The sequence below is a fragment of the Bacillus sp. FSL R5-0603 genome (genome assembly GCF_038050295.1).
GTDB lineage: Bacteria > Bacillota > Bacilli > Bacillales > Bacillaceae > Bacillus > Bacillus subtilis.
On sequence record NZ_JBBOYP010000001.1, the window covers coordinates 736,345 to 762,676 of the forward strand.

General features: G+C 45.8%; 27 protein-coding genes. 17 read left to right on the forward strand and 10 right to left on the reverse strand.

What is annotated here, in order from left to right; genetic code table 11:
• The first annotated feature begins 45 nt into the window (after positions 1-45).
• The 9 genes from NYE56_RS03715 (at position 46) to nosA (ending at position 9,794) form a co-directional block, all read left to right on the forward strand.
• Positions 46-1,308, forward strand: coding sequence for a pectate lyase (locus NYE56_RS03715; RefSeq protein WP_003244025.1), 1,263 nt, complete (start codon positions 46-48; stop codon positions 1,306-1,308).
• Positions 1,309-1,434: 126 nt separating this feature from the next.
• Positions 1,435-2,871, forward strand: coding sequence for an anion permease (locus tag NYE56_RS03720; RefSeq protein WP_015383080.1), 1,437 nt, complete (start codon positions 1,435-1,437; stop codon positions 2,869-2,871).
• Between the two features lie 126 nt (positions 2,872-2,997).
• The gene (gene yflR, locus NYE56_RS03725; protein ID WP_341283485.1) at positions 2,998-4,626 is read left to right on the forward strand and encodes a two-component sensor histidine kinase CitS; all 1,629 of its coding nucleotides are present in this window, start codon (positions 2,998-3,000) and stop codon (positions 4,624-4,626) included.
• Positions 4,598-5,278, forward strand: a complete 681-nt coding sequence (gene citT, locus NYE56_RS03730; protein WP_326211414.1) for a two-component response regulator CitT — start codon at positions 4,598-4,600, stop codon at positions 5,276-5,278. The genes yflR and citT overlap by 29 nt, the downstream gene beginning before the upstream one ends.
• 2 nt (positions 5,279-5,280) lie before the next feature.
• Positions 5,281-6,240, forward strand: coding sequence for a tripartite tricarboxylate transporter substrate binding protein (locus tag NYE56_RS03735; protein ID WP_160244146.1), 960 nt, complete (start codon positions 5,281-5,283; stop codon positions 6,238-6,240).
• A 26-nt stretch (positions 6,241-6,266) separates the two neighbouring features.
• Positions 6,267-6,392, forward strand: coding sequence for a hypothetical protein (locus NYE56_RS03740; protein WP_003233716.1), 126 nt, complete (start codon positions 6,267-6,269; stop codon positions 6,390-6,392).
• Between the two features lie 43 nt (positions 6,393-6,435).
• Positions 6,436-7,737, forward strand: a complete 1,302-nt coding sequence (gene citM / locus NYE56_RS03745) for a citrate transporter CitM (protein ID WP_003242978.1) — start codon at positions 6,436-6,438, stop codon at positions 7,735-7,737.
• Positions 7,738-7,792: 55 nt separating this feature from the next.
• Complete coding sequence (locus NYE56_RS03750; protein ID WP_341283486.1) at positions 7,793-8,584, forward strand: MBL fold metallo-hydrolase; 792 nt, start codon at positions 7,793-7,795, stop codon at positions 8,582-8,584.
• 118 nt (positions 8,585-8,702) lie between these two features.
• A complete protein-coding gene (gene nosA, locus NYE56_RS03755; protein ID WP_268556151.1) occupies positions 8,703-9,794 on the forward strand; it encodes a nitric oxide synthase in 1,092 nt (363 codons plus the stop codon).
• Here the strand turns inward: nosA and NYE56_RS03760 are convergent.
• Positions 9,785-10,060 carry an acylphosphatase gene (locus tag NYE56_RS03760; protein ID WP_187957317.1) on the reverse strand — a complete coding sequence of 92 codons (276 nt, stop codon included), beginning with the start codon at positions 10,058-10,060 and terminating at the stop codon, positions 9,785-9,787. The genes nosA and NYE56_RS03760 overlap by 10 nt on opposite strands.
• A gap of 66 nt (positions 10,061-10,126) precedes the next feature.
• Here NYE56_RS03760 and NYE56_RS03765 point away from each other — a divergent pair, with 66 nt between their 5' ends.
• On the forward strand, positions 10,127-10,792 hold the full coding sequence (locus NYE56_RS03765; protein WP_268556150.1) for an MOSC domain-containing protein: 666 nt from the start codon (positions 10,127-10,129) through the stop codon (positions 10,790-10,792).
• 40 nt (positions 10,793-10,832) lie between these two features.
• On the opposite strand, the gene NYE56_RS03770 is transcribed toward NYE56_RS03765, so the two are convergent.
• The 4 genes from NYE56_RS03770 to map form a co-directional block, all read right to left on the reverse strand.
• Positions 10,833-10,970, reverse strand: a complete 138-nt coding sequence (locus NYE56_RS03770) for a YflJ family protein (protein WP_003239885.1) — start codon at positions 10,968-10,970, stop codon at positions 10,833-10,835.
• Between the two features lie 156 nt (positions 10,971-11,126).
• Positions 11,127-11,282, reverse strand: coding sequence for a hypothetical protein (locus NYE56_RS03775; protein WP_003244572.1), 156 nt, complete (start codon positions 11,280-11,282; stop codon positions 11,127-11,129).
• A gap of 106 nt (positions 11,283-11,388) precedes the next feature.
• A complete protein-coding gene (locus tag NYE56_RS03780; protein ID WP_341283487.1) occupies positions 11,389-11,703 on the reverse strand; it encodes a DUF3243 domain-containing protein in 315 nt (104 codons plus the stop codon).
• An 81-nt stretch (positions 11,704-11,784) separates the two neighbouring features.
• Entirely contained in the window at positions 11,785-12,534 is a 750-nt protein-coding gene (gene map / locus NYE56_RS03785; protein ID WP_003233698.1) for a type I methionyl aminopeptidase, read from the reverse strand.
• A 171-nt stretch (positions 12,535-12,705) separates the two neighbouring features.
• On the opposite strand from map, the gene nagE reads away from it, so the two are divergent.
• Complete coding sequence (gene nagE, locus NYE56_RS03790; protein WP_341283488.1) at positions 12,706-14,064, forward strand: N-acetylglucosamine-specific PTS transporter subunit IIBC; 1,359 nt, start codon at positions 12,706-12,708, stop codon at positions 14,062-14,064.
• A gap of 33 nt (positions 14,065-14,097) precedes the next feature.
• On the opposite strand, the gene ltaS is transcribed toward nagE, so the two are convergent.
• Positions 14,098-16,047 (reverse strand): lipoteichoic acid synthase, encoded by a 1,950-nt coding sequence (gene ltaS / locus NYE56_RS03795; RefSeq protein WP_003233694.1) that lies wholly within the window; start codon positions 16,045-16,047, stop codon positions 14,098-14,100.
• A gap of 100 nt (positions 16,048-16,147) precedes the next feature.
• On the opposite strand from ltaS, the gene NYE56_RS03800 reads away from it, so the two are divergent.
• The 3 genes from NYE56_RS03800 (at position 16,148) to NYE56_RS03810 (ending at position 18,236) form a co-directional block, all read left to right on the forward strand.
• Positions 16,148-16,285, forward strand: a complete 138-nt coding sequence (locus NYE56_RS03800) for a hypothetical protein (protein ID WP_160244143.1) — start codon at positions 16,148-16,150, stop codon at positions 16,283-16,285.
• 18 nt (positions 16,286-16,303) lie between these two features.
• Positions 16,304-16,696 carry a DnaJ family domain-containing protein gene (locus NYE56_RS03805; RefSeq protein ID WP_003233692.1) on the forward strand — a complete coding sequence of 131 codons (393 nt, stop codon included), beginning with the start codon at positions 16,304-16,306 and terminating at the stop codon, positions 16,694-16,696.
• A 124-nt stretch (positions 16,697-16,820) separates the two neighbouring features.
• A complete protein-coding gene (locus NYE56_RS03810; RefSeq protein WP_015252561.1) occupies positions 16,821-18,236 on the forward strand; it encodes an alanine/glycine:cation symporter family protein in 1,416 nt (471 codons plus the stop codon).
• Here NYE56_RS03810 and NYE56_RS03815 read toward each other — a convergent pair.
• Genes NYE56_RS03815 through NYE56_RS03830 form a run of 4 tightly spaced genes read right to left on the reverse strand, consistent with a single transcriptional unit; the run spans position 18,233 to position 22,225 of the window.
• On the reverse strand, positions 18,233-19,309 hold the full coding sequence (locus NYE56_RS03815) for an endospore germination permease (RefSeq protein ID WP_335450401.1): 1,077 nt from the start codon (positions 19,307-19,309) through the stop codon (positions 18,233-18,235). The genes NYE56_RS03810 and NYE56_RS03815 overlap by 4 nt on opposite strands.
• Before the next feature lie 23 nt (positions 19,310-19,332).
• On the reverse strand, positions 19,333-19,533 hold the full coding sequence (locus tag NYE56_RS03820) for a hypothetical protein (protein WP_003233686.1): 201 nt from the start codon (positions 19,531-19,533) through the stop codon (positions 19,333-19,335).
• A 15-nt stretch (positions 19,534-19,548) separates the two neighbouring features.
• Entirely contained in the window at positions 19,549-20,703 is a 1,155-nt protein-coding gene (locus NYE56_RS03825; RefSeq protein WP_268556147.1) for a Ger(x)C family spore germination protein, read from the reverse strand.
• Positions 20,684-22,225 (reverse strand): spore germination protein, encoded by a 1,542-nt coding sequence (locus NYE56_RS03830; protein ID WP_341283489.1) that lies wholly within the window; start codon positions 22,223-22,225, stop codon positions 20,684-20,686. Before NYE56_RS03830 ends, NYE56_RS03825 begins: the two co-directional genes overlap by 20 nt.
• Positions 22,226-22,417: 192 nt before the next feature.
• Here NYE56_RS03830 and treP point away from each other — a divergent pair, with 192 nt between their 5' ends.
• From treP to treR, 3 genes are all read left to right on the forward strand, one after another.
• A complete protein-coding gene (gene treP, locus NYE56_RS03835; protein ID WP_341283490.1) occupies positions 22,418-23,830 on the forward strand; it encodes a PTS system trehalose-specific EIIBC component in 1,413 nt (470 codons plus the stop codon).
• Between the two features lie 70 nt (positions 23,831-23,900).
• Positions 23,901-25,586 carry an alpha,alpha-phosphotrehalase gene (gene treC, locus NYE56_RS03840; protein WP_123374176.1) on the forward strand — a complete coding sequence of 562 codons (1,686 nt, stop codon included), beginning with the start codon at positions 23,901-23,903 and terminating at the stop codon, positions 25,584-25,586.
• A 20-nt stretch (positions 25,587-25,606) separates the two neighbouring features.
• Complete coding sequence (gene treR / locus NYE56_RS03845) at positions 25,607-26,323, forward strand: trehalose operon repressor (protein WP_003233679.1); 717 nt, start codon at positions 25,607-25,609, stop codon at positions 26,321-26,323.
• The last annotated feature ends 9 nt before the right edge of the window (positions 26,324-26,332 follow it).

Sequence of the window (26,332 nt, forward strand, 5' to 3'; positions counted from 1 at the left end):
ATTGGAATAAAATCTCACAAAATAGAAAATGGGGGTACATAGTAGATGAAAAAAGTGATGTTAGCTACGGCTTTGTTTTTAGGATTGACTCCAGCTGGCGCGAACGCAGCTGATTTAGGCCACCAGACGTTGGGATCCAATGATGGATGGGGCGCGTACTCGACCGGCACGACAGGCGGATCAAAAGCATCGTCCTCAAATGTGTATACCGTCAGCAACAGAAACCAGCTTGTCTCGGCATTAGGGAAGGAAACGAATACAACGCCAAAAATCATTTATATCAAGGGAACGATTGATATGAACGTGGATGACAATCTGAAGCCGCTTGGTCTAAATGACTATAAAGATCCGGAGTATGATTTGGACAAATATTTGAAAGCCTATGATCCTAGCACATGGGGCAAAAAAGAGCCGTCGGGAACACAAGAAGAAGCGAGAGCACGCTCTCAGAAAAACCAAAAAGCACGGGTCATGGTGGATATCCCTGCAAACACGACGATCGTCGGTTCAGGGACTAACGCTAAAGTCGTGGGCGGAAACTTCCAAATCAAGAGTGATAACGTCATTATACGCAACATTGAATTCCAGGATGCCTATGATTATTTTCCGCAATGGGATCCGACTGACGGAAGCTCAGGAAACTGGAACTCACAATACGACAACATCACGATAAACGGCGGCACACACATCTGGATTGATCACTGTACATTTAATGACGGTTCGCGTCCGGACAGCACATCACCGAAATATTATGGAAGAAAATATCAGCACCATGACGGCCAAACGGATGCTTCCAACGGCGCTAACTATATCACGATGTCTTACAACTATTATCACGATCATGATAAAAGCTCCATTTTCGGATCAAGTGACAGCAAAACCTCCGATGACGGCAAATTAAAAATTACGCTGCATCATAACCGCTACAAAAATATTGTCCAGCGCGCGCCGAGAGTCCGCTTCGGGCAAGTGCACGTATACAACAACTATTATGAAGGAAGCACAAGCTCTTCAAGTTATCCTTTCAGCTATGCATGGGGAATCGGAAAGTCATCTAAAATCTATGCCCAAAACAATGTCATTGACGTACCGGGACTGTCAGCTGCTAAAACGATCAGCGTATTCAGCGGGGGAACGGCTTTATATGACTCCGGCACGTTGCTGAACGGCACACAGATCAACGCATCGGCTGCAAACGGGCTGAGCTCTTCTGTCGGCTGGACGCCGTCTCTGCATGGATCGATTGATGCTTCTGCTAATGTGAAATCAAATGTCATAAATCAAGCGGGTGCGGGTAAATTAAATTAAGAAAGTGAAAAACACAAAGGGTGCTAACCTTTGTGTTTTTTAATTAATTAAAATGTTTATTAACTTAGTTAAGGAGTAGAATGAAAAAGGGGATCGGAAAACAAGTATATAGGAGGAGACCTATTTATGGCTTCAGAAAAAGACGCAGGAAAACAGTCAGCAGTAAAGCTTGTTCCATTGCTTATTACTGTCGCTGTGGGACTAATCATCTGGTTTATTCCCGCTCCGTCCGGACTTGAACCTAAAGCTTGGCATTTGTTTGCGATTTTTGTCGCAACAATTATCGGCTTTATCTCCAAGCCCTTGCCAATGGGTGCAATTGCAATTTTTGCATTGGCGGTTACTGCACTAACTGGAACACTATCAATTGAGGATACATTAAGTGGATTCGGGAATAAGACCATTTGGCTTATCGTTATCGCATTCTTTATTTCCCGGGGATTTATCAAAACCGGGCTCGGTGCGAGAATTTCGTATGTATTCGTTCAGAAATTCGGGAAAAAAACCCTTGGACTTTCTTATTCACTGCTATTCAGTGATTTAATACTTTCACCTGCTATTCCAAGTAATACGGCGCGTGCAGGAGGCATTATATTTCCTATTATCAGATCATTATCCGAAACATTCGGATCAAGCCCGGCAAATGGAACAGAGAGAAAAATCGGTGCATTCTTATTAAAAACCGGTTTTCAGGGGAATCTGATCACATCTGCTATGTTCCTGACAGCGATGGCGGCGAACCCGCTGATTGCCAAGCTGGCCCATGATGTCGCAGGGGTGGACTTAACATGGACAAGCTGGGCAATTGCCGCGATTGTACCGGGACTTGTAAGCTTAATCATTACGCCGCTTGTGATTTACAAGCTGTATCCGCCGGAAATCAAAGAAACACCGGATGCGGCGAAAATCGCAACAGAAAAACTGAAAGAAATGGGACCGTTCAAAAAATCAGAGCTTTCCATGGTTATCGTGTTTCTTTTGGTGCTTGTGCTGTGGATTTTTGGCGGCAGCTTCAACATCGACGCAACCACAACCGCATTGATCGGTTTGTCCGTTCTCTTATTATCACAAGTTCTGACTTGGGATGATATCAAGAAAGAACAGGGCGCTTGGGATACGCTCACTTGGTTTGCGGCGCTTGTCATGCTCGCCAACTTCTTGAATGAATTAGGCATGGTGTCTTGGTTCAGTAATGCCATGAAATCATCCGTATCAGGGTTCTCTTGGATTGTGGCATTCATCATTTTAATTGTTGTGTATTATTACTCTCACTATTTCTTTGCAAGTGCGACAGCCCACATCAGTGCGATGTATTCAGCATTTTTGGCTGTCGTCGTGGCAGCGGGCGCACCGCCGCTTTTAGCAGCGCTGAGCCTCGCGTTCATCAGTAACCTGTTCGGGTCAACGACTCACTACGGTTCTGGAGCGGCTCCGGTCTTCTTCGGAGCAGGCTACATCCCGCAAGGCAAATGGTGGTCCATCGGATTTATCCTGTCGATTGTTCATATCATCGTATGGCTTGTGATCGGCGGATTATGGTGGAAAGTACTAGGAATATGGTAGAAAGAAAAAGGCAGACGCGGTCTGCCTTTTTTTATTTTCACTCCTTCGCAAGAAAACGGATTTTGAAAAATGAGAAAATTCCCTGTGAAAAATGGTATGATCTAGGTAGAAAGGACGGCTGGTGCTGTGGTGAAAAAGCGGTTCCATTTTTCCCTGCAAACAAAAATAATGGGGCTTATTGCGGCTCTGCTGGTCTTTGTCATTGGTGTGCTGACCATTACGTTAGCCGTTCAGCATACACAGGGAGAACGGAGACAGGCAGAGCAGCTGGCGGTTCAAACGGCGAGAACCATTTCCTATATGCCGCCGGTTAAAGAGCTCATTGAGAGAAAAGGCGGACATGCGGCTCAGACGCAAGAGGTCATTGAACAAATGAAAGAACAGACTGGCGCGTTTGCCATTTATGTTTTGGACGAAAAAGGAGACATTCGCAGCGCCTCTGGAAAAAGCGGATTAAAGAAACTGGAGCGCAGCAGAGAAATTTTGTTTGGCGGTTCGCATGTTTCTGAAACAAAAGCGGATGGACGAAGAGTGATCAGAGGGAGCGCGCCGATTATAAAAGAACAAAAGGGATACAGCCAAGTGATCGGCAGCGTGTCTGTTGATTTTCTGCAAACGGAGACAGAGCAAAGCATCAAAAAGCATTTGAGAAATTTGAGTGTGATTGCTGTGCTTGTACTGCTGCTCGGATTTATTGGCGCCGCCGTGCTGGCGAAAAGCATCAGAAAGGATACGCTTGGGCTTGAACCGCATGAGATCGCGGCTCTATATCGTGAGAGGAACGCAATGCTTTTCGCGATTCGAGAAGGGATTATTGCCACCAATCGTGAAGGCGTCGTCACCATGATGAACGTATCGGCGGCCGAGATGCTGAAGCTGCCCGAGCCCGTGACCCATCTTCCTATAGATGACGTCATGCCGGGAGCAGGGCTGATGTCTGTGCTTGAACAAGGAGAAATGCTGCCTAACCAGGAGGTAAGCGTCAACGATCAAGTGTTTATTATCAATACGAAAGTGATGAATCAAGGCGGGCAGGCGTATGGGATTGTCGTCAGCTTCAGGGAGAAAACAGAGCTGAAGAAGCTGATCGACACATTGACAGAGGTTCGCAAATATTCAGAGGATCTCAGGGCGCAGACTCATGAATTTTCAAATAAGCTTTATGCGATTTTAGGGCTGCTTGAGCTTGGGGAGTATGATGAAGCCATTGATCTGATTAAAGAGGAATATGCGATACAAAATGAACAGCATGATCTTTTATTCCATAACATCCATTCGCAGCAGGTGCAGGCCATTTTGTTAGGGAAAATAAGCAAGGCATCGGAAAAGAAGGTCAAGCTGGTGATTGATGAGAACAGCTCACTCGCGCCTCTTCCTGCGCATATCGGCTTGTCCCATCTTATTACGATTATTGGCAATTTAATTGATAACGCTTTCGAAGCTGTAGCGGAGCAAAGCGTGAAGGAAGTTTTGTTTTTTATCACGGATATGGGCCATGACATTGTCATTGAAGTATCAGACACAGGGCCCGGTGTGCCGCCAGAGAAAATAGAAGCTGTGTTTGAGAGAGGCTATTCTTCAAAGGGGATGAGGAGAGGCTACGGTCTGGCCAATGTGAAAGACTCAGTGCGTGAACTGGGCGGCTGGATCGAACTGGCGAATCAAAAAACTGGCGGGGCGGTATTCACTGTGTTTATACCGAAGGAGAAACAAAGGGGGAATCCATTTGATTCACATCGCGATTGCGGAGGATGATTTTCGAGTTGCGCAAATCCATGAGAGATTGATTAAACAGCTTGATGGATTCAAGATTATCGGCAAGGCGGCCAACGCAAAAGAGACATTGGCGCTTTTGAAGGAACACAAGGCTGATTTGCTTCTGCTGGATATTTATATGCCGGACGAGCTTGGTACCGCGTTGATTCCTGATATACGAAGCCAATTTCCTGAAGTGGACATTATGATTATCACAGCGGCAACAGAAACCCGGCATTTGCAGGAAGCGCTAAGAGCAGGAATTGCCCACTATTTGATCAAACCCGTAACGGCTGACAAATTCAGGCAGGTGCTGCTTCAGTATAAAGAAAAAAGGAAGCTGCTCATGTCTCAGCCGGAGGTCAGCCAATCCATGATCGACCATATTTTTGGGAACGGTGTGAAGACAGCTTTGACGGCAGAGGATTTGCCGACTGGCATTAATTCGATTACACTGCGAAAAATTAAGGAAGCGCTTCAGACTGCGTCAGAAGGATTGACAGCGGAGGAACTTGGGGAAAAAATGGGGGCGTCACGAACAACTGCCCGCCGTTATGCCGAGTACCTTGTGTCAAAGGAAGAAGCAAGAGCCGAGCTTGAATACGGGATTATCGGCAGGCCGGAGAGAAAATATTATTTGGCGGCGGATTAGTTATGAAAAAATCTATAAGCCTATTGATTTTTCTATTGATCTTTATGCAGGGTGATATCAGGCAGGCGGCTGCGCCGCGCCTTCCGGACGGGCCGATAGAAATTGTCGTCCCTGCCGAACCTTCTGGCGGCTGGGATGTCACAGCGCAGGCGATCCAATCTATTTTGAGGCAGAAGCAGATCGTGAAGGGTGATGTTCATATCGTCTATAAATCCGGCGGCGGGGGAGAGAAAGGCTGGAAATATGTCAAAAATAGCAGCAAACAAACCATCAGCATGACGTCCAGCCTAATATTGAGCAATGATCTTCTCGGGCAAAGCAAATTAAAAATGTCCGATTTTACGCCGCTCGCCATTCTCTCCAAGGAATGGCAGACGGTTGCATTGCCAAAAGGGTCAGCGTTAACAAATGGCAAGGATGTGCTGAATGAGATCAACATGCATCCCGGCAAGGTGAGAATCGGCTTTGCCCCGGGGTTTGGCAATGATGATCAGCTCTCGTTCGTCAGAGCGGCAGATATGTACGGCATTGACCCGTTTGACATTCAATTCTCACAGTATGACAGCAGTGAACAGCTCATTCAGGCGCTGATCAGACATGAGATAGAAGCGGCTTCCATGACACTTTCTGAAGCGAAACCATATGAACGAAACGGCGATATCACGTTAGCCGCTGTAACGTCTGATAAAAGACTTCCCGGTTTTCCAAATGTACCGACGTGGAAGGAGCAGGGAATCCCGTTTGTTTTTTCTCATTGGAGAGGGATTTTGGGCCCGAAAAATATGTCTGAGGAAGAGATTTCTTACTGGGATCAAGCGCTAAAGAAGGTCACCTCTTCACCTGAATGGAAGCGGAAAATAAACGAACAGGACTGGGAAAGCTTTTATTTGAACAGCAGGGAAACGAAACGGTTTTTAGAAGAGCAATCTGCTTTTTATCAAAGCATCATGACAGGAAATTAAGATCCCGGCATCCCGGGATTTTTTTCATGCCGAAAATTGATCAAAAAGAACAAAACGGTTTTAAAAAATTAAAAATACAAAAAAACCAAATTATTTACTTGCGGTTGGTTTTCCCATACGATGGCAAAAAGGCAAGACAAAAAGGGGAGTAAGGGAGAAAAAAATGTAAGCGGATTCATTTAAGGGGGAATGGATGTGTTAGCAATCTTAGGCTTTCTCATGATGCTTGTGTTTATGGCATTGATCATGACAAAGCGGCTTTCTGTTTTAACAGCATTGGTTTTGACGCCGATTGTGTTTGCGCTTATCGCCGGATTTGGATTTACTGAAGTTGGGGACATGATGATTTCGGGGATTCAGCAAGTCGCGCCGACTGCGGTCATGATTATGTTTGCGATCTTATATTTTGGAATTATGATTGATACAGGCCTGTTTGATCCAATGGTTGGCAAAATTTTAAGCATGGTCAAAGGAGACCCTTTAAAAATTGTTGTCGGGACAGCGGTTCTTACAATGCTCGTCGCCTTGGACGGAGATGGCTCGACAACGTACATGATTACGACAAGCGCCATGCTTCCGCTCTATTTGCTGCTAGGCATCCGGCCAATTATCTTGGCGGGAATCGCGGGAGTCGGCATGGGAATCATGAACACGATTCCATGGGGCGGTGCGACGCCGAGGGCGGCGAGTGCGCTGGGGGTTGATCCAGCTGAGCTTACAGGGCCGATGATTCCTGTCATTGCAAGCGGGATGCTTTGTATGGTGGCGGTTGCGTATGTGCTTGGAAAAGCGGAACGAAAGCGCCTTGGTGTGATTGAACTGAAACAGCCAGCCAATGCCAATGAACCGGCTGCTGCGGTTGAAGATGAGTGGAAGCGGCCGAAGCTTTGGTGGTTCAATTTGTTGTTAACGCTTTCTTTAATAGGATGTTTAGTATCGGGTAAAGTCAGTTTAACCGTACTGTTTGTCATTGCGTTTTGTATTGCGCTGATTGTGAATTATCCCAATCTCGAGCATCAGAGACAGCGCATCGCGGCGCATTCCAGCAACGTGCTGGCTATCGGTTCAATGATTTTTGCCGCGGGGGTGTTCACGGGGATTTTGACAGGCACGAAAATGGTTGATGAAATGGCGATCTCGCTCGTGTCCATGATACCGGAACAAATGGGCGGATTGATCCCAGCGATTGTTGCCTTAACAAGCGGCATTTTCACATTTTTGATGCCGAATGACGCGTATTTCTACGGGGTGCTGCCGATTTTATCAGAAACAGCTGTCGCATACGGTGTGGATAAAGTGGAAATTGCCAGAGCCTCTATTATCGGCCAGCCGATTCATATGCTGAGTCCGCTTGTGCCATCCACTCATTTGCTTGTCGGACTCGTCGGAGTTTCTATTGACGACCATCAAAAATTCGCATTGAAATGGGCGGTTCTCGCAGTGATCGTCATGACGGCTATCGCTCTATTGATCGGTGCGATCTCTATTTCCGTATGATAATTCAGGCGTAATGACACACACTAACGGCATACAACATTCCGGAGGTGTCATTATGAGTGATCCTTATATGCCGCTGACTTCAGTCAGAAGCGCGGGGTTCGAAGCGGCAAAAGGGGTGCACGGCCTGACTGTGCAAATTGCGAATGTCTATTTTATTCAGCTGCCTTCTGAACCTCACTCATTTGTTTTAATTGATGCCGGCATGCCTCAATCAGCCGGCATGATTGTCAATGAAGCCAAACAAAGATTCGGTGAAGGGTTTCAGCTGAAGGCGATTATCCTTACACACGGGCACTTTGACCATATCGGGGCAATCGAAGAGATTCTTGAGCATTGGGATGTACCTGTTTATGTTCATTCTCGGGAAATGCCCTATGTAACAGGTAAAGAAGATTATCCTCCGGCTCGTCCTGACAGCAAGAGCGGGCTGGTCGCCAAGCTGTCGCCGCTGTTTCCGCGGCACTCCATCGATATTTCCTCACATGTCCAGGCACTGCCGGAAGACGGTTCAGTTCCTTTTCTTGACGAGTGGATGTGGATCGCGACACCAGGACACACGCCGGGCCATATTTCGTTATTCCGCGATGACGGCCGCGTGCTTGTGGCAGGTGATGCTGTTATTACAGTGGAACAGGAGAAAATGGCTGACGTCTTGATACAAAAACAGGAGCTTCACGGGCCGCCGGCTTATTTCACGCCTGACACAGAGACGGCCGCGGAGTCCATTCTAAAGCTGGCCGGTCTTGAACCGGAAGCGTTATTGACCGGGCACGGCATACCGATGACCGGCAAAAACTTTCGAAGTGACTTAACTGAATTGGCAAATCGGTTATCGTCTATTTGACACCCGCACCACGCGGGTGTTTTTTATTGTTTTCCAGGAAGTTGCAGAAAAATCATTTGTCTTGCCGCTTAAAAACGATACAATGAAAAGCATGAAGTGATGTGAAGGGGAGAGTTTGTTGGAAGAAAAAGAAATACTCTGGAACGAAGCGAAAGCGTTTATTGCCGCATGCTATCAGGAATTGGGAAAGGAGGAGGAAGTGAAAGACCGTCTCGAGGGCATTAAAAGTGAAATTGACCTGACCGGAAGCTATGTACATACGAAGGAAGAGCTGGAGCACGGAGCGAAAATGGCTTGGAGAAATAGCAACCGCTGCATCGGCAGATTGTTCTGGAATTCGCTGAATGTTATTGACAGACGAGACGTCCGGACGAAGGAGGAAGTGCGTGACGCCCTCTTTCACCATATTGAAACCGCCACCAATAACGGGAAAATCAGACCGACCATTACGATTTTCCCTCCGGAAGAGAAGGGTGAAAAGCAAGTCGAGATTTGGAATCATCAGCTGATCCGGTACGCTGGATATGAGTCAGACGGAGAAAGAATCGGCGACCCGGCTTCCTGTTCCCTGACAGCAGCCTGCGAAGAGCTCGGCTGGCGCGGAGAACGAACGGATTTTGACCTTCTGCCGCTCATTTTTCGCATGAAAGGCGACGAACAGCCTGTCTGGTATGAGCTGCCGCGTTCACTTGTGATCGAGGTTCCAATCACACATCCGGACATCGAGGCGTTTTCTGATTTGGAGCTGAAGTGGTACGGCGTGCCTATTATTTCTGATATGAAGCTTGAGGTCGGGGGCATTCATTATAATGCCGCGCCATTTAACGGCTGGTATATGGGCACGGAGATCGGAGCGAGAAACCTCGCAGATGAAAAGCGGTACGACAAGCTCAAAAAAGTAGCGTCCGTGATCGGCATCGCCGCTGATTACAATACGGATTTATGGAAGGATCAAGCGCTAGTTGAATTGAATAAAGCTGTGCTGCACTCGTATAAAAAGCAGGGTGTCAGCATCGTTGACCATCATACAGCGGCAAGCCAGTTTAAACGGTTTGAAGAACAGGAGGAAGAAGCGGGCAGAAAGCTGACGGGGGACTGGACGTGGCTGATTCCGCCAATTTCACCCGCTGCCACTCATATCTTCCACCGCTCCTATGATAACTCAATCGTTAAACCGAACTATTTTTATCAAGATAAGCCTTATGAGTAAACAATAGAAAATCGATGATGGCCTTCAAGGCTGCGGGATTCAGTCACAGAGATGTCGGTAACCTTTGAGAAAGGGCTGCCTTTCTTTACTGCCTCAACAAACGATTGCAGGGCGTTTTCCGGACCCTCTGCCAAAATCTCGACACGCCCGTCATCACGGTTTTTGACCCAGCCGGCCAGTTTTCGTTTATCAGCTTCCATTTGAACAAAATAGCGAAAGCCCACACCTTGAACCCGGCCGTCAACAATGATTCGGTATTGAAGCATGTAAAAACCACCTTTTCTTTTTATGATAATCAATCATTTTACAACCTGTAAAGGGGATGTGTTTGTATGAAACCAGAGCGCTATTCAGTTCTTTCTCTTAATCTGGGAAAACCGCAGACGCTTGAATATGACAGAAAGAAAATCGAAACCGGCATCATGAAGCGGCCGGCTGAATCAGCCGTCATGCTGTATCGGGAGAATTTTGAAGGAGACGGACAGGCGGACCTCGTCAACCACGGCGGACCTGATAAGGCTGTCTGTGTCTACCCGGCGGAGCATTATCCGTTTTGGGAAGAGTTCCTCTCAAGACCGCTGTCAAATGCCGCATTTGGAGAAAATCTGACGGTCGCGGGCCTGACTGAGGAGAATGTTTGCATCGGGGATGTGTTCAGGCTTGATGAAGCTGTTGTTCAGGTCAGCCAGCCGCGCCAGCCGTGTGTAAAGCTGGCGAAAAAGTTTGGTGTAAAAGAAATGGTGCTGAAGGTCCAGCAAACCGGCTATACAGGGTTTTATTTTCGCGTGCTGGAGGAGGGCAGGGTGTCTCCCGGCGCGAACCTTGAATTGCTGTCCAGAGGAGAGAAGGGCATATCCGTCCAGTTCGCCAACCGCATCAACTACCATGATGCAAAAAATCTCACCGCCATTGAACGGATTTTAAGTGAGGCTGCACTATCGGAAAGCTGGAGAGCGTCCTTTATGAAAAAAAAGGACAGGCTGCTGCCGGTTGAATAGAAAAAAGCCGCGCATATCAACGTGCGCGGCTTTGCCATATTTAAGATTGTTTTTTCTTTGTTTCAAGCAGGTTGGCAAGAAAATAGGTTTTATAGCTTTGAAGCTTTCTTCCCTCATGGTGCGTGATCCCCTGCTTTTTTAGTTCTGCCACATACCAGCCTTTACTGCCGTAATGCATGTCAGAAAACTCCTTTCCCTATCTGATTTCGAAACGATTGGCATTGTAACATCTATAAAAAGATGCTGAAAAGAGATGCGGAGAAAACTGAGCCTTTCGCACTAGATGTACGAATGTTCTTCTGTATGTATATGCGGAGCAAAAGCCGAATATGATTTAATGGCCGGTTAGTTTGATCATGACAACGCCAAATGTCATAATGGCGAAAACAATGCCGATATATGTGAGCATCCCGTTTTTTTTCTTAACGCCGTAAACGGTCATAATGATGCCTTCAATGAAAAAAATGATGCCGAAAATAATAAACCACATGCAGATAAAGGCTCCTTTCACAGACATAATAGTAGTGTAGCATATCTGAAAGAGCCGGGCTGTGACAATATCAAGAAAGCCGGGCGCATATCGCCCGGCTCATGTTTTATTGTTTAGCAACCAATTTGACCAGAAGCTGTGCCAAATGTTCTTTCTCATCTTCGTCTGCAACGCTCCAAAGCTCTTGCAGCAGCATTTCTTCACCGTTTTGCGGCTCTTCATGCTTTGCGAGGTAGTCTCCCAGGATCGCAGCGCTTTTTACAAGCTTGTCGTCATCCAATCCCAGCTTTTTGCCTCGGTTGACTTGTTTTTTCAGGTAGCCTTTAAATTCATCAAAGTCTTTTAAAATGTCTTCTTTTATTGTGCAATGCATCGCGTTCATTTCGTTTTCAATTTGGATTTTTTCTTGATCTCTGTGCATTGCAAGACCTCCTCGTGCAGAATAATGATGTTTTACCTGCTATTGGAGGAGGTTAAACCTGCCGGAAGCCCGGAATGTGTTTTACAGTTTCGTCAGGATAATCGGTTCATCTTTTGTGATGACGATCGTGTGTTCAACTTGGGCAACCATGCTTTTATCCGGCGTCTTGAACGTCCAGCCGTCTCCAGCTTCAACAATCGTTTCTGCTTTCGTTGAAATAAACGGTTCAAGCGCGATGACTGTGCCATTTTTGAACAGTGCGTTATCAAACGGATCATAATAGTTCATGATGTGGTTCGGCGCTTCATGCAGGCTTCGGCCGATTCCGTGGCCGGTCAGGGTTTTGATGACGGTAAAGCCTTGAGAGCGTGCTTCATGATAAACGGCTCTTCCGATCTGGTTTTGGCGCTTGCCCGCTTTTGCCTGCTGAAGCCCCTTTTGAAATGCGTTTTCCGCGCATTGGCAAAGCTTATGAAGGCGTTCTTCTCCTTCACCGAGCACAAATGAGATGCCTGTGTCGGAATAGAAGCCGCCAAATTCAGCGGAGATGTCGATGTTGACAAGGTCTCCTGCTTTTAAAATTTTGGATGTGCTTGGTATGCCGTGAGCCACTTCATCATTTACGCTGATGCATGTCACGCCTGGAAAATCATATTCCTTCTCAGGAGCTGAAACGGCGCCGTGCTCATCAAGCACAGCTTTTCCGATAAGGTCAAGGTCTTTTGTGCTCATGCCGGGCTCTGCCTTCCGCTTCATTTCTTCACGCGCAAGCGCGACGATTCTTCCGATTTTTTTCAGGCCTTCTAATTCTTGATCGTTTGTTACAATCATCTGTCATTCCCGCTTTCTTTTTAAATAATCTAGATTAAGCTTACCACAACTGTCTTAAAAATAGGAAACACACGGACCTGGGAAAAAAGAAATACCCCCGGGAAAATTGGTATAGATCACTAGATATCTTATATGGTATATTTGAAAAAAAAGGGTATGAGGGGGATGGGTATGCTTTCATTTTTACAAAAACTCGGGAAGTCATTTATGCTCCCGATTGCAGTTCTGCCTGCGGTTGGAATTATCCTTGCGCTTGGCAGAGAGGATGTATTTAATATCCCGTTTGTCTATCAGGCGGGGACGGCGGTTTTTGATCATCTGCCGCTTATTTTCGCGATCGGAATTGCCATCGGCATTTCAAAAGACAGCAATGGGGCCGCGGGTTTATCAGGGGCGATATCGTATCTGATGCTTGACGCGGCAACAAAGACAATTGATAAAACAAATAACATGGCGGTGTTTGGGGGAATTATTGCCGGTTTAATTGCCGGTTACACCTATAACCGCTTCAAGGATACCAAGCTGCCTGAATATCTCGGGTTCTTCAGCGGCAGACGGCTTGTGCCGATTATAACAGCCATTATTACGATCATTTTAGCGGGCATATTCGGAGTCGTCTGGCCGCCGATTCAATCGTGTATAAACTCGTTTGGAGAGTGGATGCTCGGGCTCGGCGGCATCGGGGCAGGCATATTCGGCCTATTCAACAGGCTGTTAATTCCGCTTGGCCTTCACCATGTGCTGAACAATATTTTCTGGTTCCAATTCGGAGAATATAACGGAGTGACAGGGGATCTGGCGCGCTTTTTCGCGAAAGATCCGACAGCGGGCACATATATGACCGGATTCTTCCCAATCATGATGTTCGGTCTTCCGGCGGCGTGTCTGGCTATGGTTGTGACTGCGAAGCCGTCTAAACGGAAAGCGACGGCTGGAATGATGATTGGGTTTGCTTTAACGGCGTTTATCACAGGGATTACGGAGCCGATTGAGTTTGCATTTATGTTTTTATCTCCGCTTTTATACGCTGTTCACGCGGTCTTAACCGGGTTATCTTTATTTATCGTCAACTGGCTCGGCATCCGCTCAGGCTTCTCTTTTTCAGCCGGTGCTATCGATTATGTGCTCAGCTATGGAATCGCAGAAAAACCGCTGCTTCTGCTTTTGGTAGGTATATGCTATGCGGCAGTATACTTTATCGTGTTTTATGTACTGATTAAGGCTTTGAATTTAAAAACACCTGGACGGGAAGACGATGATGTAGATGAAGTGCTGGATGAAAATACTGTTCAGGATGTAAATGAAAACATCATGCTGAAAGGGCTCGGCGGAAAAGAAAACCTTCAAACCATTGATCATTGCGCCACAAGGCTGCGACTGACTGTGAAGGATACCGCTTTGGTGGATGAAGCGCTGCTAAAGAAAGCAGGCGCAAAAGGGGTTGTCAAATCGGGCGGGAAATCGGTTCAAGTCATTATTGGCCCGAATGTGGAATTTGCGGCGGAAGAATTGAGAGCTGCTGTCAAATAAAAAAAGCGGAGAGGGCAACCTCTCCGCTTTTTCTTATTTATCTTCGTTATCCTTTGACGTTTCGGAAGAATCTTCGTCATGTTTTGTGTAATCATAATCAGAAGGATTCACCTTCTTAAAACCTTTCGGCTCGTAGAACCGCAGCAGGTCTCCGTTTATGATTTTATCGGACATTTCAAGTTCCTTCTTGACGAGCGAGTCTTCAGACTTGTCGACTTCGGATTCATCGAGTTCTTTTCCGGTTTTCGTGTCGTAATACTTACCGGATATTTTCGTGTACTTCGGTGAAATAAAGTCTCCGTTTCGGAACGGAATCACTTCACGGTGTTCTTTCGATAAAATATCAGAACCGGACATCAGATAGTCCTTCGTATCCACTCCGAGCAGATGCAGAATGGTAGGAGCCACATCAACGTCTCCGGCATATTTATGAACTTTCTCGCCCTTCACGCCGGCAGCGTGGATAAAGAGCGGCACCCGTTGAAGCTGGGCGTTGTCGTAATCAGTGATTTCATCCTTGCCAAGCACTTTCGCCATCGCTTTATTGTGGTTTTCAGAGATGCCGTAGTGGTCTCCGTACATCACAATAATCGATTTATCATATAACCCGTCTTTTTTCAGATCATTGAAGAATTGTTCAATGGACTGATCAAGGTAATGGGCTGACTGGAAGTAGTTATCGACGACAGAGTCACCAAAGTCTCCAGCCGGGAAGTCTGTATCCCCCTCATCCATTCCGAATGGGAAGTGGTTAGACAGGGTAATGAACTTCGTATAGAACGGCTGCGGCAGGCTTTCCAGCAGCGGCATTGATTCTTTGAAGAACGGTTTGTCTTTCATGCCGTAGTTTTTCGTGTTTTCTTCGTTCATGTCATAGTAAGCAGAATCAAAGAATTTATCAATGCCTTCCGCTTTGTACATTTCGTTACGGTTCCAGAACGTCTGCGTGTTCCCGTGGAAAGTAGCAGATGTGTAATTCTTAGACTTCAGAATCGCCGGAACGGATTGCAGCGTGTTTTGCGCTTTGTTTACGAAAACTGAACCTTGAGCCAGCGGGTACAGAGAGTTTTCCATCATAAATTCAGCATCAGATGTTTTACCTTGTCCCGTTTGGTGAAAAAAGTTATCAAAGTAGAACGTTTCGTTATCATGTGCCAGTTTATTTAAGAACGGTGTCACTTCTTTGCCGTCAATTTTATAGTCGATGATAAATGACTGCAAAGATTCAAGTGAAACGTAAATGACGTTTTTTCCTTCCGCTTTGCCGAAATACACGTTATTCGGCACATCGTAATTGGCTTTCATGTAGTTTTCTACTTCCGTCACGTCGCTGGAATCGGCAAGCGCACGCTGGCTGTTGGACTTGATATTCTGTACAGCGTCATAAATCGTGAAATTGTATGTTCCCAAGTATTTCACAAGATAGTTCCGGTCGAATGATCTTGTCAGCAATTCAGGACGGTCTGATTCCGCAACTGCCAGGTTGATCAAGAACACAAGAATTGAAGATGCAAAAATAATTCGGAACGATTTTTTGCTTGACGTTTCGGCAGGCTTGTTCACTTTGATCGCCAAGATGATCAGGATGATCGTATCGATAAAGTAAAAGGCGTCAGTCGGTCTCATCAGCGAAAATGCGCTGTCACCGAGTTGGCCGCCGTTTGTTTTAGCCTGCATAATGACCGGAATTGTAATAAAATCATTGAAAAATCTGTAGTACACAATGTTTGCGTACAGTAAAAAAGACATTAAAAAATGAATCACTATAATGGCTGTCTGCTGTAATTTTTTCTTGAACAAGAGTCCAAAGCCAAGAAAGAACAAGCTTGAGCTAAGAGGATTCACAAAAAGCAATATTTTTTGTATCGTGTTGTCTATTCCTAAGTTGAAGTTCAGGACATAACCGACATACGTTTTGATCCATAACAGGACGACCGCGATTAAAAAGAAGGCCAGTCCTCTTTCTTTTATAAATGTTTTCATTGTTACACTCCTTTTTTCCGATCCAGTTCGAGCGAAACGATAGAAAAAACGAACGTATCCAATATAACACGAATCAGCAGATTAGAAAAGTGAAAATCGTATGATGGAGAAAGTGGCGAAAAACGCCGTCGAATCAACGTTTCGCTTTGAAATTACCAAATGTAAAACAAGGTATCTTTCTAGAAATAAAGGAATAAAATGGTACATTAAGAATTGTATGATAAAATATAAGGTATAGATAAAAAGAGGTGAAATGATGGATTTTTCCCATATTGTGTCTGAAGATAAAATTAAGCGCGCCATCAAAGACGGGGACTTTCAAAACCTCCCGGGAATGGGGAAGCCGCTGCCGAAGGATGACGCGGCACACTTGCCGGAATCGCTGCGCATGGGCTATCGTATTTTGAAAAACGCGGGAATGGCAGAGGACGAGGGCGCGCTCAAAAAAGAGCTTATGACCATCGACCATTTAATCGAAAAGTGCTATGACGAAAAAGAACGCGAGCAATTAATCAGAAAAAAATCTGAAAAGCAATTGCTGCTTGATAAGCTTGTCGACAAAAAAGGCATGTTTTCAAAGCCAGCATCCGCTTTTTATAAGAATAAAGTATATGACCGGCTTGGACGAAACAGACCTTCTTCCAGCTGATTTGTCTTGTCTGCAGGATGGCGATTGATAAAAGCCATCCTTTTTATGTTCCAAGTTCTATGTCAAAAGGTTTATGTTTTTCCATCTATGGGAAATGACCCATAAACGAAAAAAGGGTGATGGGATGGAACGACTATTAGTATGGATAGAGCATATATCTGATTGGCTGTGGGGCCCGCCGCTAATCATCCTGCTGACGGGGACGGGGTTGTATTTCACTATTTTGCTGAAAGGTTTTCAATTTCGCTATCCTTTATACATTTTCAAACAGACAATCGGCAGCGTAGGAAAAAAGCCGAAGGGAGAGGGCACAGTCACACCGCTTCAGGCATTGACCTCAGCCCTCAGTTCAACGATCGGTGCAGCGAACATTGTCGGTGTGCCCGCCGCTATTATGTTTGGAGGACCAGGAGCGGTTTTTTGGATGTGGCTTATTGCCTTATTTGCCATGGCGATTAAGTTTTCTGAAAGTGTTCTTGCTGTTCATTACAGAGAAAAAAATGAGCAGGGTGAATACGTCGGGGGACCGATGTATTACATAACAAAAGGGCTGCGCATGAAATGGCTCGGCGTATTCTTCTCTGTTGCGCTGATTGTGGAGCTGATCCCGAGCATTATGGTTCAGGGAAATTCGGTTTCAGTCTCGCTTGCCGAGACGTTTTCTTTCAATAAAATATACGCAGGAATCGGAATTGCATTTTTGATTGGGTTAGTGGTGATAGGAGGGGTAAAGCGGATCGGAAAAGTAACAGAGTTTGTCGTGCCTCTTATGGCAGGGGCATACGCGGGAGCCGGTCTCCTGATTGTTCTCATGAATCTATCATCAGTGCCGGCGTTTTTCTCTCTCGTCTTTTCAAATGCGTTTACCTCTTCTTCAGCAGTTGGAGGTTTCGCAGGTGCTGCGTTGGCGGAAACCGTTCGCTGGGGATTTGCCCGCGGCCTTTATTCTAATGAAGCCGGAATGGGAACAGCCCCGATTGCACATGCGGCAGCAATGACTGATCATCCTGTGCGGCAAGGGTTTTGGTCTGTGATCGGCATTGTCATTGACACCTTGATCATCTGCACGACCACCGCTTTTGTCGTTCTTGCATCTGGTGTCTGGACAGGGAAGAACGCCTCAATTGACCCGGCAGCACTGACGACGGCTGCATTTCAGCATTATTTCGGTTCTGGCGGAGGGTACTTCGTTTCGGTTTCCCTGGTCTTCTTTGTCGTATCAACCATTATGGTTGTCATTTTTTACGGCGTAAAGCAAGCTGAATTTCTGTTCGGGCGGCTGGCAGGACACGTGATCAAATTCGTTTATTTAGCGGCTATTATCATAGGTGCCGCAGGCGGAGCAAAAGCCATTTGGGGTTTTTTGGACTTAGCATTGGCTTTTATTCTCGTTCCAAATGTGATTGCGCTGTTGTTATTGAGCAGAAAGGTAAAAGCGCTGTACACCGAATTCTTTACATCTGAACAGTACTACCTGAAAGATATAAGGAAAACAAAACAGAATCCTGTTTATCAAACAAAAGAAGCTAAAAACTCCTAGTGCTTTGCTTTGGCGCCGAACAACGCTTTGCTTTTTATGATCAAATAAATGAGTAAAGGCAGCAAAAGAGAAATCACTACATTAATGATTGGTTTGATTCTGTTAAAGTCGATTAGCTGATTTGTATTTAAAAAGAACCAAAAGCTGCATACGACTGAGAACATGCCGATTGGTGTATACATGGCTTTCGGGTCGATTTTTGAGTGTAAAAACGAAAGGCCGTATACCACGATATATAGGGAACCTGCTATCTTCACCATAATGACCGGAATCCAAAAAGCCGCGATGATCAGGTCTGAGCGATCCAGAAAATCCGTAATGCGGATCTGCCTGATGACCATATAAGCAGGATCAAAGAAAGTAGATGTCAGGTTGGGACCAAAGACAGAAATTGAAGAAAATAACATCACGGCCAGCAATAAAGCGCCCAGCAGTATCGCGAAAATGGTGTATTTTAGCGGGACGCTTCGGTTTGAGAAGAGAAGCGGAAGGATAATCAATTCCCCCATTGTCCCAAACGCGTAATAGCCTGATTGAAGATATGGGATTAGACCTTCAAAAACAGGCGTCAAGTTTTGAAGCTCAATTTGTGTGGCCAGCGTAAATGGAAGGAACAAGACCAGGATGCCGAATGGAAATAGGAATATCTGCGCCATTCTGGTCAATGTTTCTTTTCCCTCTCTGGCAATACAGATCGCCACAAAGATAATAACACCGCCAAGAACAGCCATTGGTGTTCTCGGGAGAAATAAAATGTTAATCAAATTGATGAAAAAACGTAAATCATGAGCATTGATTAACAGGAAATACAAAGAAAACAGTAAAATGATAATCCGGCCTGCGATTGGTGAGTCATCGCTCAGCAGCTCATAGATATTTTTATCCTGATGCTTTTTCATCAGCCTATGCATGAGCCAGAGTGCCGGAATCACGATGACAACGCCGAGGATGTAGCTGTGCCAGGCATTTTGTTTTGCTGATTCGATCATGAGAATCGGAGCATGCTTTAATCCGACCGCTAACGTATACAGAGCTCCGAAAAATAATCCTTGGTATGCAGAGGTCTTGTCCATAAAGCACATCCTTTCTGTCATGTTCAAAACGGAATATATTTAAACAGGTGTCCCAGCCGCGGAAGCAGGGGATTCACTCTCATATAAATCCATAGAAAAGCACTTCCTGCAATTAGCAGGCTGAAGGCCCATTTTGTTAGATTGTTAGCGGAACGAAAATTCTTCCACTCATATGCGTATATGGCAATGCACACAATCAATGTCTGTACGATATAGCTGATCATGCTGACGCACCTCCATTAATGGCTGATCGTTTTGTATAGGACACCGCCCTGCTCAATCGTCACAATTGGGACGACGTGAACCTCCATATCCTTATATACCTCTTCCCATTCCTTTTTCAGCAGATTCTTCGTGGTTGCCGTGCTTCTGATGGTCCTGTCTTGAAAGCCGGCCGGGTCCGCCTTTAGCTTTTGCAAACGATGAACGGTGCTGATCACGTCCTTCTTTATGGTTCTATTTAGTGCTTTTTGAATGATGTAATACTGGTCATTTTCTCTCGTCTCATAGGTTGATTGGTTTTCCATAATAATTCCTTTAGCTCTGATCTCGATTGTCATTGACAGCTTTCCGTTTTTTTCAGCGGCATGAAAGGATGCATTGGACTTTTGAAGCTGAATGGATGCTTGCCCCATTTGATTCGGCAGGTCTACTATGAATTCTGGCTGGCGGGCTTGATTCAGCAACATCAGGGCTGCTGTCATGTGTTCATCTTTGAAAATATCCATCAATCTGTCCTTTTTAAAGATCGCAAGCCCGTCAATTTTCAAATTAGATTTGCCTTTACCTCCAGGTTTTGTTTTAGATGCAGAGATGACCGGTGCATACGGATCACTGCCTATTTCTACTAGATCAGACATGAATCTGCTTAAGAAAACGGGGCGGCTCGTTGCGATAATGGCCAGCTCCCGAATCATTTCCGCCGGAAACTGTTCAAGCTGGACATCGGTGTTTAAAATGTCCCGCGCTTCTCCCCGGCTGACTAAAATGAGCGCCGTTAATCTGTTCTGCGGATTTCGCGTTAAAATATCAAAGACTGGGGCAACGCCGTCTCTCGCCATATCCTCTCCAATAATGACTGTACGTCTGTGGGACGTATTGATTGTCCGTGACAAGGAGGTTTGCAGCTTGTTGTTCGCTTCTCTGATCGTAGTGCCGGAAGCTGAATCAACATACCATGTTTTTGAACCGGCAGTTCCGCCGCCGCCCCCTGTTTGTCCGCCTAATTGGCCGACCAAGGGAATCTGCATGGCCACTCGATACTGATCTTTTTTCTTATCAATGGCTGAGCTGACAACAAATGCAATGTCATTGATTTCTGTCCGGTCCCAGCACCCCGTTAGAAGGATACAAATGAGAAGCGGCACAACACACTTATATATTGTTTTCTTCATCTTTTGGGTCCTCTCTTTTCGCTCCCTTCTGTCCGTTGCCGCGCGAATACGTGCCCGGCCTTCTGGTCATCGTCCACCAAGGCGCCCTGACAAAAATATCTTTTACTTCTTCTCGTTTAAACGGAGAAATCCCGGATAAATAAGGAATACCGAAAGATTGCAGCTTGCATAAATGGAGCACTAAGATAATCGTGCCGAGCATAATGCCGAAAATCCCGAAAATACTCGCCAAAAACATAAGCGGGAAACGAAGCATCCTGATGGAGATAGCTAAGTTAAACCGCGGAATTGTAAATGACGCGATCCCTGTTAACGATACGATGATCACCATGGGGGCAGACACAATTCCCGCTTCAACAGCGGCTGTCCCAATGACTAGGGCCCCGAGAATACTGACGGTCTGGCCGATGGTTTTCGGCAGGCGCACTCCCGCCTCACGGAGAGCCTCAAAAGAAATTTCCATAATCAATGCTTCTATGATGGCGGGGAAAGGAATCGGTTCACGCGCAGAGGCCACACTGAACATTAAGTTTGTCGGCATTAAGTCCTGGTGGTATGTAATAACGGCAACATAAATAGCCGGCAAATATAAAGCAACGAATAAAAACATATAGCGAAGCCAGCGGATTAAGTTAGACATCAAATAACGTTCATAGTAATCTTCACTGGCCTGCATAAGCTGCCAAAACGTAATCGGGCCTGTTAAGACAAAGGGCGTATTATCTGTGAAAATGGCAAATCGGCCTTCGAGAAGCTGGGCGGCGACGGTGTCCGGCCTTTCTGTGTATTGCAGCTGGGGGAATGGCGAGTACGTGTCGTCTTCGATAAACTCTTCAATATATCCGCTTTCTAAGACAGCATCAATCTTAATCTTTTTGATTCTTTTTTTTACTTTGTCAATGACCTTTGGATCGGCAAGCCCGTCAATATAGGCCAAGACAACATCTGTTTTGGTTTTTGTGCCGATTTTAAACGAGATCATTTTAAGCTGAAACGTTTTGACGCGAAAGCGCACAAGAGCGGTATTGACCCTGAGGCTTTCAGTGAAGCCCTCTCTTGACCCTCTGATGGTCGATTCTGTTATCGGCTCTTCAATGCTTCTTCTTTGTCCGCCTTTTATATTTAAGATCAGGCCTTTTGAGTGCCCGTCGGCAAATAAAACCGCGTTCCCCTCAATGATGGATGCAGCCACTTTGCTCATACTCGTTTCTATTGCAACACTTGAAATGGATAGAGTATTTTGCAGCGCCTCTTCATGTTCATCTATTTGATCCGTCAAATGCATTAAGAAAGGGCGGAGGGCGTGATCCTGAATATGTTCAGATTTTACAATTCCTTCGATATAAACAATAAATCCGCACAGCCCGTTTCCAAAGTCAAATTGTCTAAATACGATGTCTGAGCAGTCTTCTGTTAATAAGGTCAGATTATCGAGGTTTTCCTTCAAATTGGGAGAGATCGGTCTGTCCTGATTGTCTTCAAGCTCTTTGATGAGCTGAAGCGCTTTGTCGCGTTTATTCATAGAGGCTCACCCTGCTTTTTAATGTCATATTCAATAAGTGATTGTGACTTTTAGGGTAACCTTGTCTGTTTCATATATTCCAGACTAGGATGAAAGCGCTATAAAAAAATGTTGACTACCTGTATATACAGGAATACAATATGATTATAAGTTGTATATACAAGTTATAAAAACGGATACGGAGGGGTTGGCATGGGGGAACTGAACAAATCGGCACGTCAGATTGTCGAAGCAGTCGGCGGTGCTGAAAATATTGCAGCGGCAACTCATTGTGTTACACGTTTGCGTTTTGCTTTAATAGATGAAAGCAAGGTTGACCAAGAGATGCTTGATCAAATTGATGTGGTAAAGGGATCATTCTCGACAAACGGACAGTTTCAGGTCGTAATCGGTCAGGGAACTGTCAATAAAGTATATGCTGAACTGGTTAAGGAAACGGGGATTGGCGAGTCAACAAAGGATGAAGTGAAGAAGGCCTCAGAAAAAAACATGAATCCTTTGCAGTGTGCTGTGAAAACGCTTGCAGATATTTTTATTCCAATATTGCCTGCGATTGTCACGGCGGGTCTTTTAATGGGGATCAATAACATTTTAACGGCGGAAGGCATTTTCTTCAGTACAAAATCGATTGTGCAGGTTTATCCGCAGTGGGCGGATCTTGCTAATATGATTAACCTGATTGCAGGCACGGCCTTTACGTTTTTGCCTGCGTTAATCGGATGGTCTGCCGTCAAGCGGTTCGGCGGCAATCCGCTTCTCGGCATTGTGCTCGGAGTTATGCTCGTGCATCCTGATTTGCTGAATGCGTGGGGATATGGCGCGGCAGAACAAAGCGGAGAGATCCCGGTATGGAATCTATTCGGCCTAGAGGTGCAGAAAGTCGGCTATCAGGGCCAGGTGCTCCCAATTTTGCTTGCTTCTTATATGCTGGCGAAGATTGAGGTATTTTTAACAAAACGCACACCTGAGGGCATACAGCTGCTCGTTGTCGCACCAATTACGCTTCTATTAACAGGATTTGCCTCTTTTATCATTATCGGCCCGATTACATTTGCGATCGGTAATGTACTGACTTCAGGGCTTATCTCGGTGTTTGGTTCTTTTGCCGCACTGGGCGGTCTGTTATATGGCGGTTTCTACTCAGCGCTCGTGATTACCGGTATGCATCACACGTTTCTTGCAGTCGACCTGCAGCTCATCGGTTCAAAGCTCGGCGGCACCTTTTTATGGCCGATGCTGGCGCTTTCTAATATAGCACAAGGTTCGGCAGCTCTGGCCATGATGTTTATCGTGAAGGATGAGAAACAAAAAGGCCTCTCCCTTACATCAGGGATTTCTGCTTATCTTGGCATTACAGAGCCTGCCATCTTTGGGGTGAATCTGCGATACAGATTCCCGTTTATCATTGCAATGGTCAGCTCTGGCCTGGCCGGAATGTATATTTCTTCTCAAGGTGTGCTGGCAAGCTCCGTCGGTGTCGGCGGCGTGCCGGGGATTTTCTCAATCATGAGCCAGTACTGGGGCGCGTTTGCAATCGGGATGGCTATTGTATTGATCGTGCCGTTTGCCGGAACATACGCGTATGCGAGATTCAAACATAAATAACAAATGGGGAGCGGGACGTGTTGCACGTTCCCTTTTCCCGTTTTCAATTTAAATATGGTGGTGGAAACAGATGAAAACAGAACAAACGCCATGGTGGAAAAAAGCTGTGGTTTATCAAATTTATCCGAAAAGCTTTAACGATACGACGGGAAACGGTGTCGGCGATTTGAACGGCATTATTGAAAAGCTGGATTACTTAAAAACACTTCAAGTGGATGTGCTATGGCTGACGCCGATTTATGATTCTCCTCAGCATGATAATGGGTACGATATTCGTGATTATTACTCGATTTATCCTGAATATGGTACGATGGAGGATTTTGAGCGGCTAGTGTCCGAAGCACATAAAAGAGACCTGAAAGTCGTCATGGACCTTGTTGTCAATCATACGTCAACAGAGCACAAATGGTTTCGCGAGGCGATCTCTTCAATAGACAGCCCGTACCGTGATTTTTATATATGGAAAGACCCGCAGGAAAACGGTTCTCTTCCGACAAACTGGGAATCGAAATTCGGCGGCTCGGCATGGGAGCTTGACGAAGCATCGGGCCAATACTATTTGCATCTGTTTGATGTGACGCAGGCTGATTTGAATTGGGAAAATGAAGAGGTCAGAAAGCATGTCTATGACATGATGCATTTTTGGTTTGAAAAGGGAATAGACGGCTTTAGGCTTGATGTCATCAACCTGATTTCTAAAGATCAGCGCTTTCCGAATGCGGAGGAAGGCGACGGCCGCTCTTTTTACACTGACGGGCCGCGGGTGCACGAATTTCTGCATGAAATGAACGAAAAGGTGTTTTCACATTACGACAGCATGACGGTCGGTGAGATGTCTTCAACAACCGTAGACCACTGCATCCGGTATACGAATCCTGACAATAAAGAACTTGATATGACATTCAGCTTCCATCATCTCAAGGTTGACTATCCTAACGGCGAAAAATGGGCCTTGGCGCCGTTTGATTTTTTGAAGTTGAAGGAGATCCTATCTGACTGGCAAACGGGGATGCACGCAGGAGGAGGATGGAACGCTCTGTTCTGGTGCAATCATGATCAGCCGCGCGTTGTATCAAGATATGGAGATGATGGCGCATATAGGGTGAAATCGGCGAAAATGCTTGCTACGGCCATTCATATGATGCAGGGCACGCCTTATATTTATCAGGGCGAGGAGCTGGGGATGACGAATCCTAAGTTTACTGACATCAGCTCCTATCGGGATGTCGAATCGCTGAACATGTATCACGCCTTTAAGGAAAAAGGAATGGCTGATCAAGAGATTACAGCCATTTTACAGGCGAAATCCCGTGACAATTCCAGAACCCCCGTTCAGTGGGATGCTACGGAGAATGGCGGTTTTACAACGGGCACACCATGGATACCGGTTGCAGGAAATTACCGGGAAATCAATGCTGAAGCGGCGCTGAGGGATCAGAATTCGGTGTTTTACCATTATCAAAAATTGATTCAGATTCGCAAAATGTATGACATTGTGACAGAGGGTACGTATGAGATAATCGCAAAGGATGACCCGAACATTTTTGCGTATCTCAGACACGGCAGCAATGAAAAGCTGCTCGTGATCAATAATTTTTACGGGACAGAGGCGGCCTTTACACTGCCGGACTCTTTAGCGCCTGACGAATGGAAGGCAGAGGTGCTGTTGACGAACGATGAAGCAAGGGAAGGGCTTCAGAACATGACGCTTCGCCCGTATGAGTCCATTGTTTATCGTTTAACGAAACCGTGTTAAACTAAGCTGGGTGGTCCATAATGAAGGTGAATAAATTCATCACAATTTATAAAGACATCGCACAGCAAATTGAAGGCGGCCGATGGAAAGCGGAGGAGATTCTTCCGTCTGAACATGAGTTGACCGCACAGTACGGTACATCAAGAGAAACGGTCCGAAAGGCGCTTCATATGCTCGCGCAAAACGGTTATATCCAGAAAATCAGGGGAAAAGGCTCCGTCGTGCTCAATCGTGAAAAAATGCAGTTTCCCGTTTCGGGCCTTGTCAGCTTCAAGGAGCTCGCGCAAACGCTTGGCAAAGAAACGAAAACAACTGTACACAAATTCGGGCTGGAGCCTCCGTCAGAGCTGATCCAAAAACAGCTCCGGGCCAATCTGGATGACGACATCTGGGAAGTCATCAGGTCTAGAAAGATTGACGGAGAACATGTGATTTTGGACAAGGATTACTTTTTCAGAAAGCATGTCCCTCACCTGACGAAAGAAATTTGTGAAAACTCCATATATGAATATATAGAAGGAGAGCTCGGTCTTTCGATCAGTTACGCCCAAAAAGAAATTGTCGCCGAGCCGTGTACGGACGAGGACAGAGAGCTGCTCGATTTACGCGGCTATGACCATATGGTCGTGGTGAGAAACTACGTCTTTTTGGAGGATACCAGTTTGTTTCAATATACGGAAAGCAGACACCGTCTCGACAAATTCCGATTTGTTGATTTTGCGCGGCGGGGGAAATGAGAGAGGCGC

Excerpts from the sequence above, each read along its gene's own strand:
- NYE56_RS03800 (WP_160244143.1), top strand. The coding sequence starts at position 16,148 with ATGATGGAGAAAGTGGCGAAAAACGCCGTCGAATCAACGTTTCGCTTT.
- NYE56_RS03780 (WP_341283487.1), bottom strand. The coding sequence starts at position 11,703 with ATGCACAGAGATCAAGAAAAAATCCAAATTGAAAACGAAATGAACGCG.
- NYE56_RS03815 (WP_335450401.1), bottom strand. The coding sequence starts at position 19,309 with ATGGACAAGACCTCTGCATACCAAGGATTATTTTTCGGAGCTCTGTAT.
- treR (WP_003233679.1), top strand. The coding sequence starts at position 25,607 with ATGAAGGTGAATAAATTCATCACAATTTATAAAGACATCGCACAGCAA.
- map (WP_003233698.1), bottom strand. The coding sequence starts at position 12,534 with ATGATTGTAACAAACGATCAAGAATTAGAAGGCCTGAAAAAAATCGGA.
- treP (WP_341283490.1), top strand. The coding sequence starts at position 22,418 with ATGGGGGAACTGAACAAATCGGCACGTCAGATTGTCGAAGCAGTCGGC.
- NYE56_RS03740 (WP_003233716.1), top strand. The coding sequence starts at position 6,267 with ATGCCGAAAATTGATCAAAAAGAACAAAACGGTTTTAAAAAATTAAAA.
- NYE56_RS03810 (WP_015252561.1), top strand. The coding sequence starts at position 16,821 with ATGGAACGACTATTAGTATGGATAGAGCATATATCTGATTGGCTGTGG.
- NYE56_RS03830 (WP_341283489.1), bottom strand. The coding sequence starts at position 22,225 with ATGAATAAACGCGACAAAGCGCTTCAGCTCATCAAAGAGCTTGAAGAC.
- NYE56_RS03805 (WP_003233692.1), top strand. The coding sequence starts at position 16,304 with ATGGATTTTTCCCATATTGTGTCTGAAGATAAAATTAAGCGCGCCATC.
- treC (WP_123374176.1), top strand. The coding sequence starts at position 23,901 with ATGAAAACAGAACAAACGCCATGGTGGAAAAAAGCTGTGGTTTATCAA.
- NYE56_RS03775 (WP_003244572.1), bottom strand. The coding sequence starts at position 11,282 with ATGTGGTTTATTATTTTCGGCATCATTTTTTTCATTGAAGGCATCATT.
- NYE56_RS03820 (WP_003233686.1), bottom strand. The coding sequence starts at position 19,533 with ATGATCAGCTATATCGTACAGACATTGATTGTGTGCATTGCCATATAC.
- NYE56_RS03715 (WP_003244025.1), top strand. The coding sequence starts at position 46 with ATGAAAAAAGTGATGTTAGCTACGGCTTTGTTTTTAGGATTGACTCCA.
- nagE (WP_341283488.1), top strand. The coding sequence starts at position 12,706 with ATGCTTTCATTTTTACAAAAACTCGGGAAGTCATTTATGCTCCCGATT.
- NYE56_RS03760 (WP_187957317.1), bottom strand. The coding sequence starts at position 10,060 with ATGCTTCAATACCGAATCATTGTTGACGGCCGGGTTCAAGGTGTGGGC.
- NYE56_RS03735 (WP_160244146.1), top strand. The coding sequence starts at position 5,281 with ATGAAAAAATCTATAAGCCTATTGATTTTTCTATTGATCTTTATGCAG.
- NYE56_RS03750 (WP_341283486.1), top strand. The coding sequence starts at position 7,793 with ATGAGTGATCCTTATATGCCGCTGACTTCAGTCAGAAGCGCGGGGTTC.
- NYE56_RS03720 (WP_015383080.1), top strand. The coding sequence starts at position 1,435 with ATGGCTTCAGAAAAAGACGCAGGAAAACAGTCAGCAGTAAAGCTTGTT.
- ltaS (WP_003233694.1), bottom strand. The coding sequence starts at position 16,047 with ATGAAAACATTTATAAAAGAAAGAGGACTGGCCTTCTTTTTAATCGCG.
- NYE56_RS03770 (WP_003239885.1), bottom strand. The coding sequence starts at position 10,970 with ATGCATTACGGCAGTAAAGGCTGGTATGTGGCAGAACTAAAAAAGCAG.
- NYE56_RS03825 (WP_268556147.1), bottom strand. The coding sequence starts at position 20,703 with ATGAAGAAAACAATATATAAGTGTGTTGTGCCGCTTCTCATTTGTATC.
- NYE56_RS03765 (WP_268556150.1), top strand. The coding sequence starts at position 10,127 with ATGAAACCAGAGCGCTATTCAGTTCTTTCTCTTAATCTGGGAAAACCG.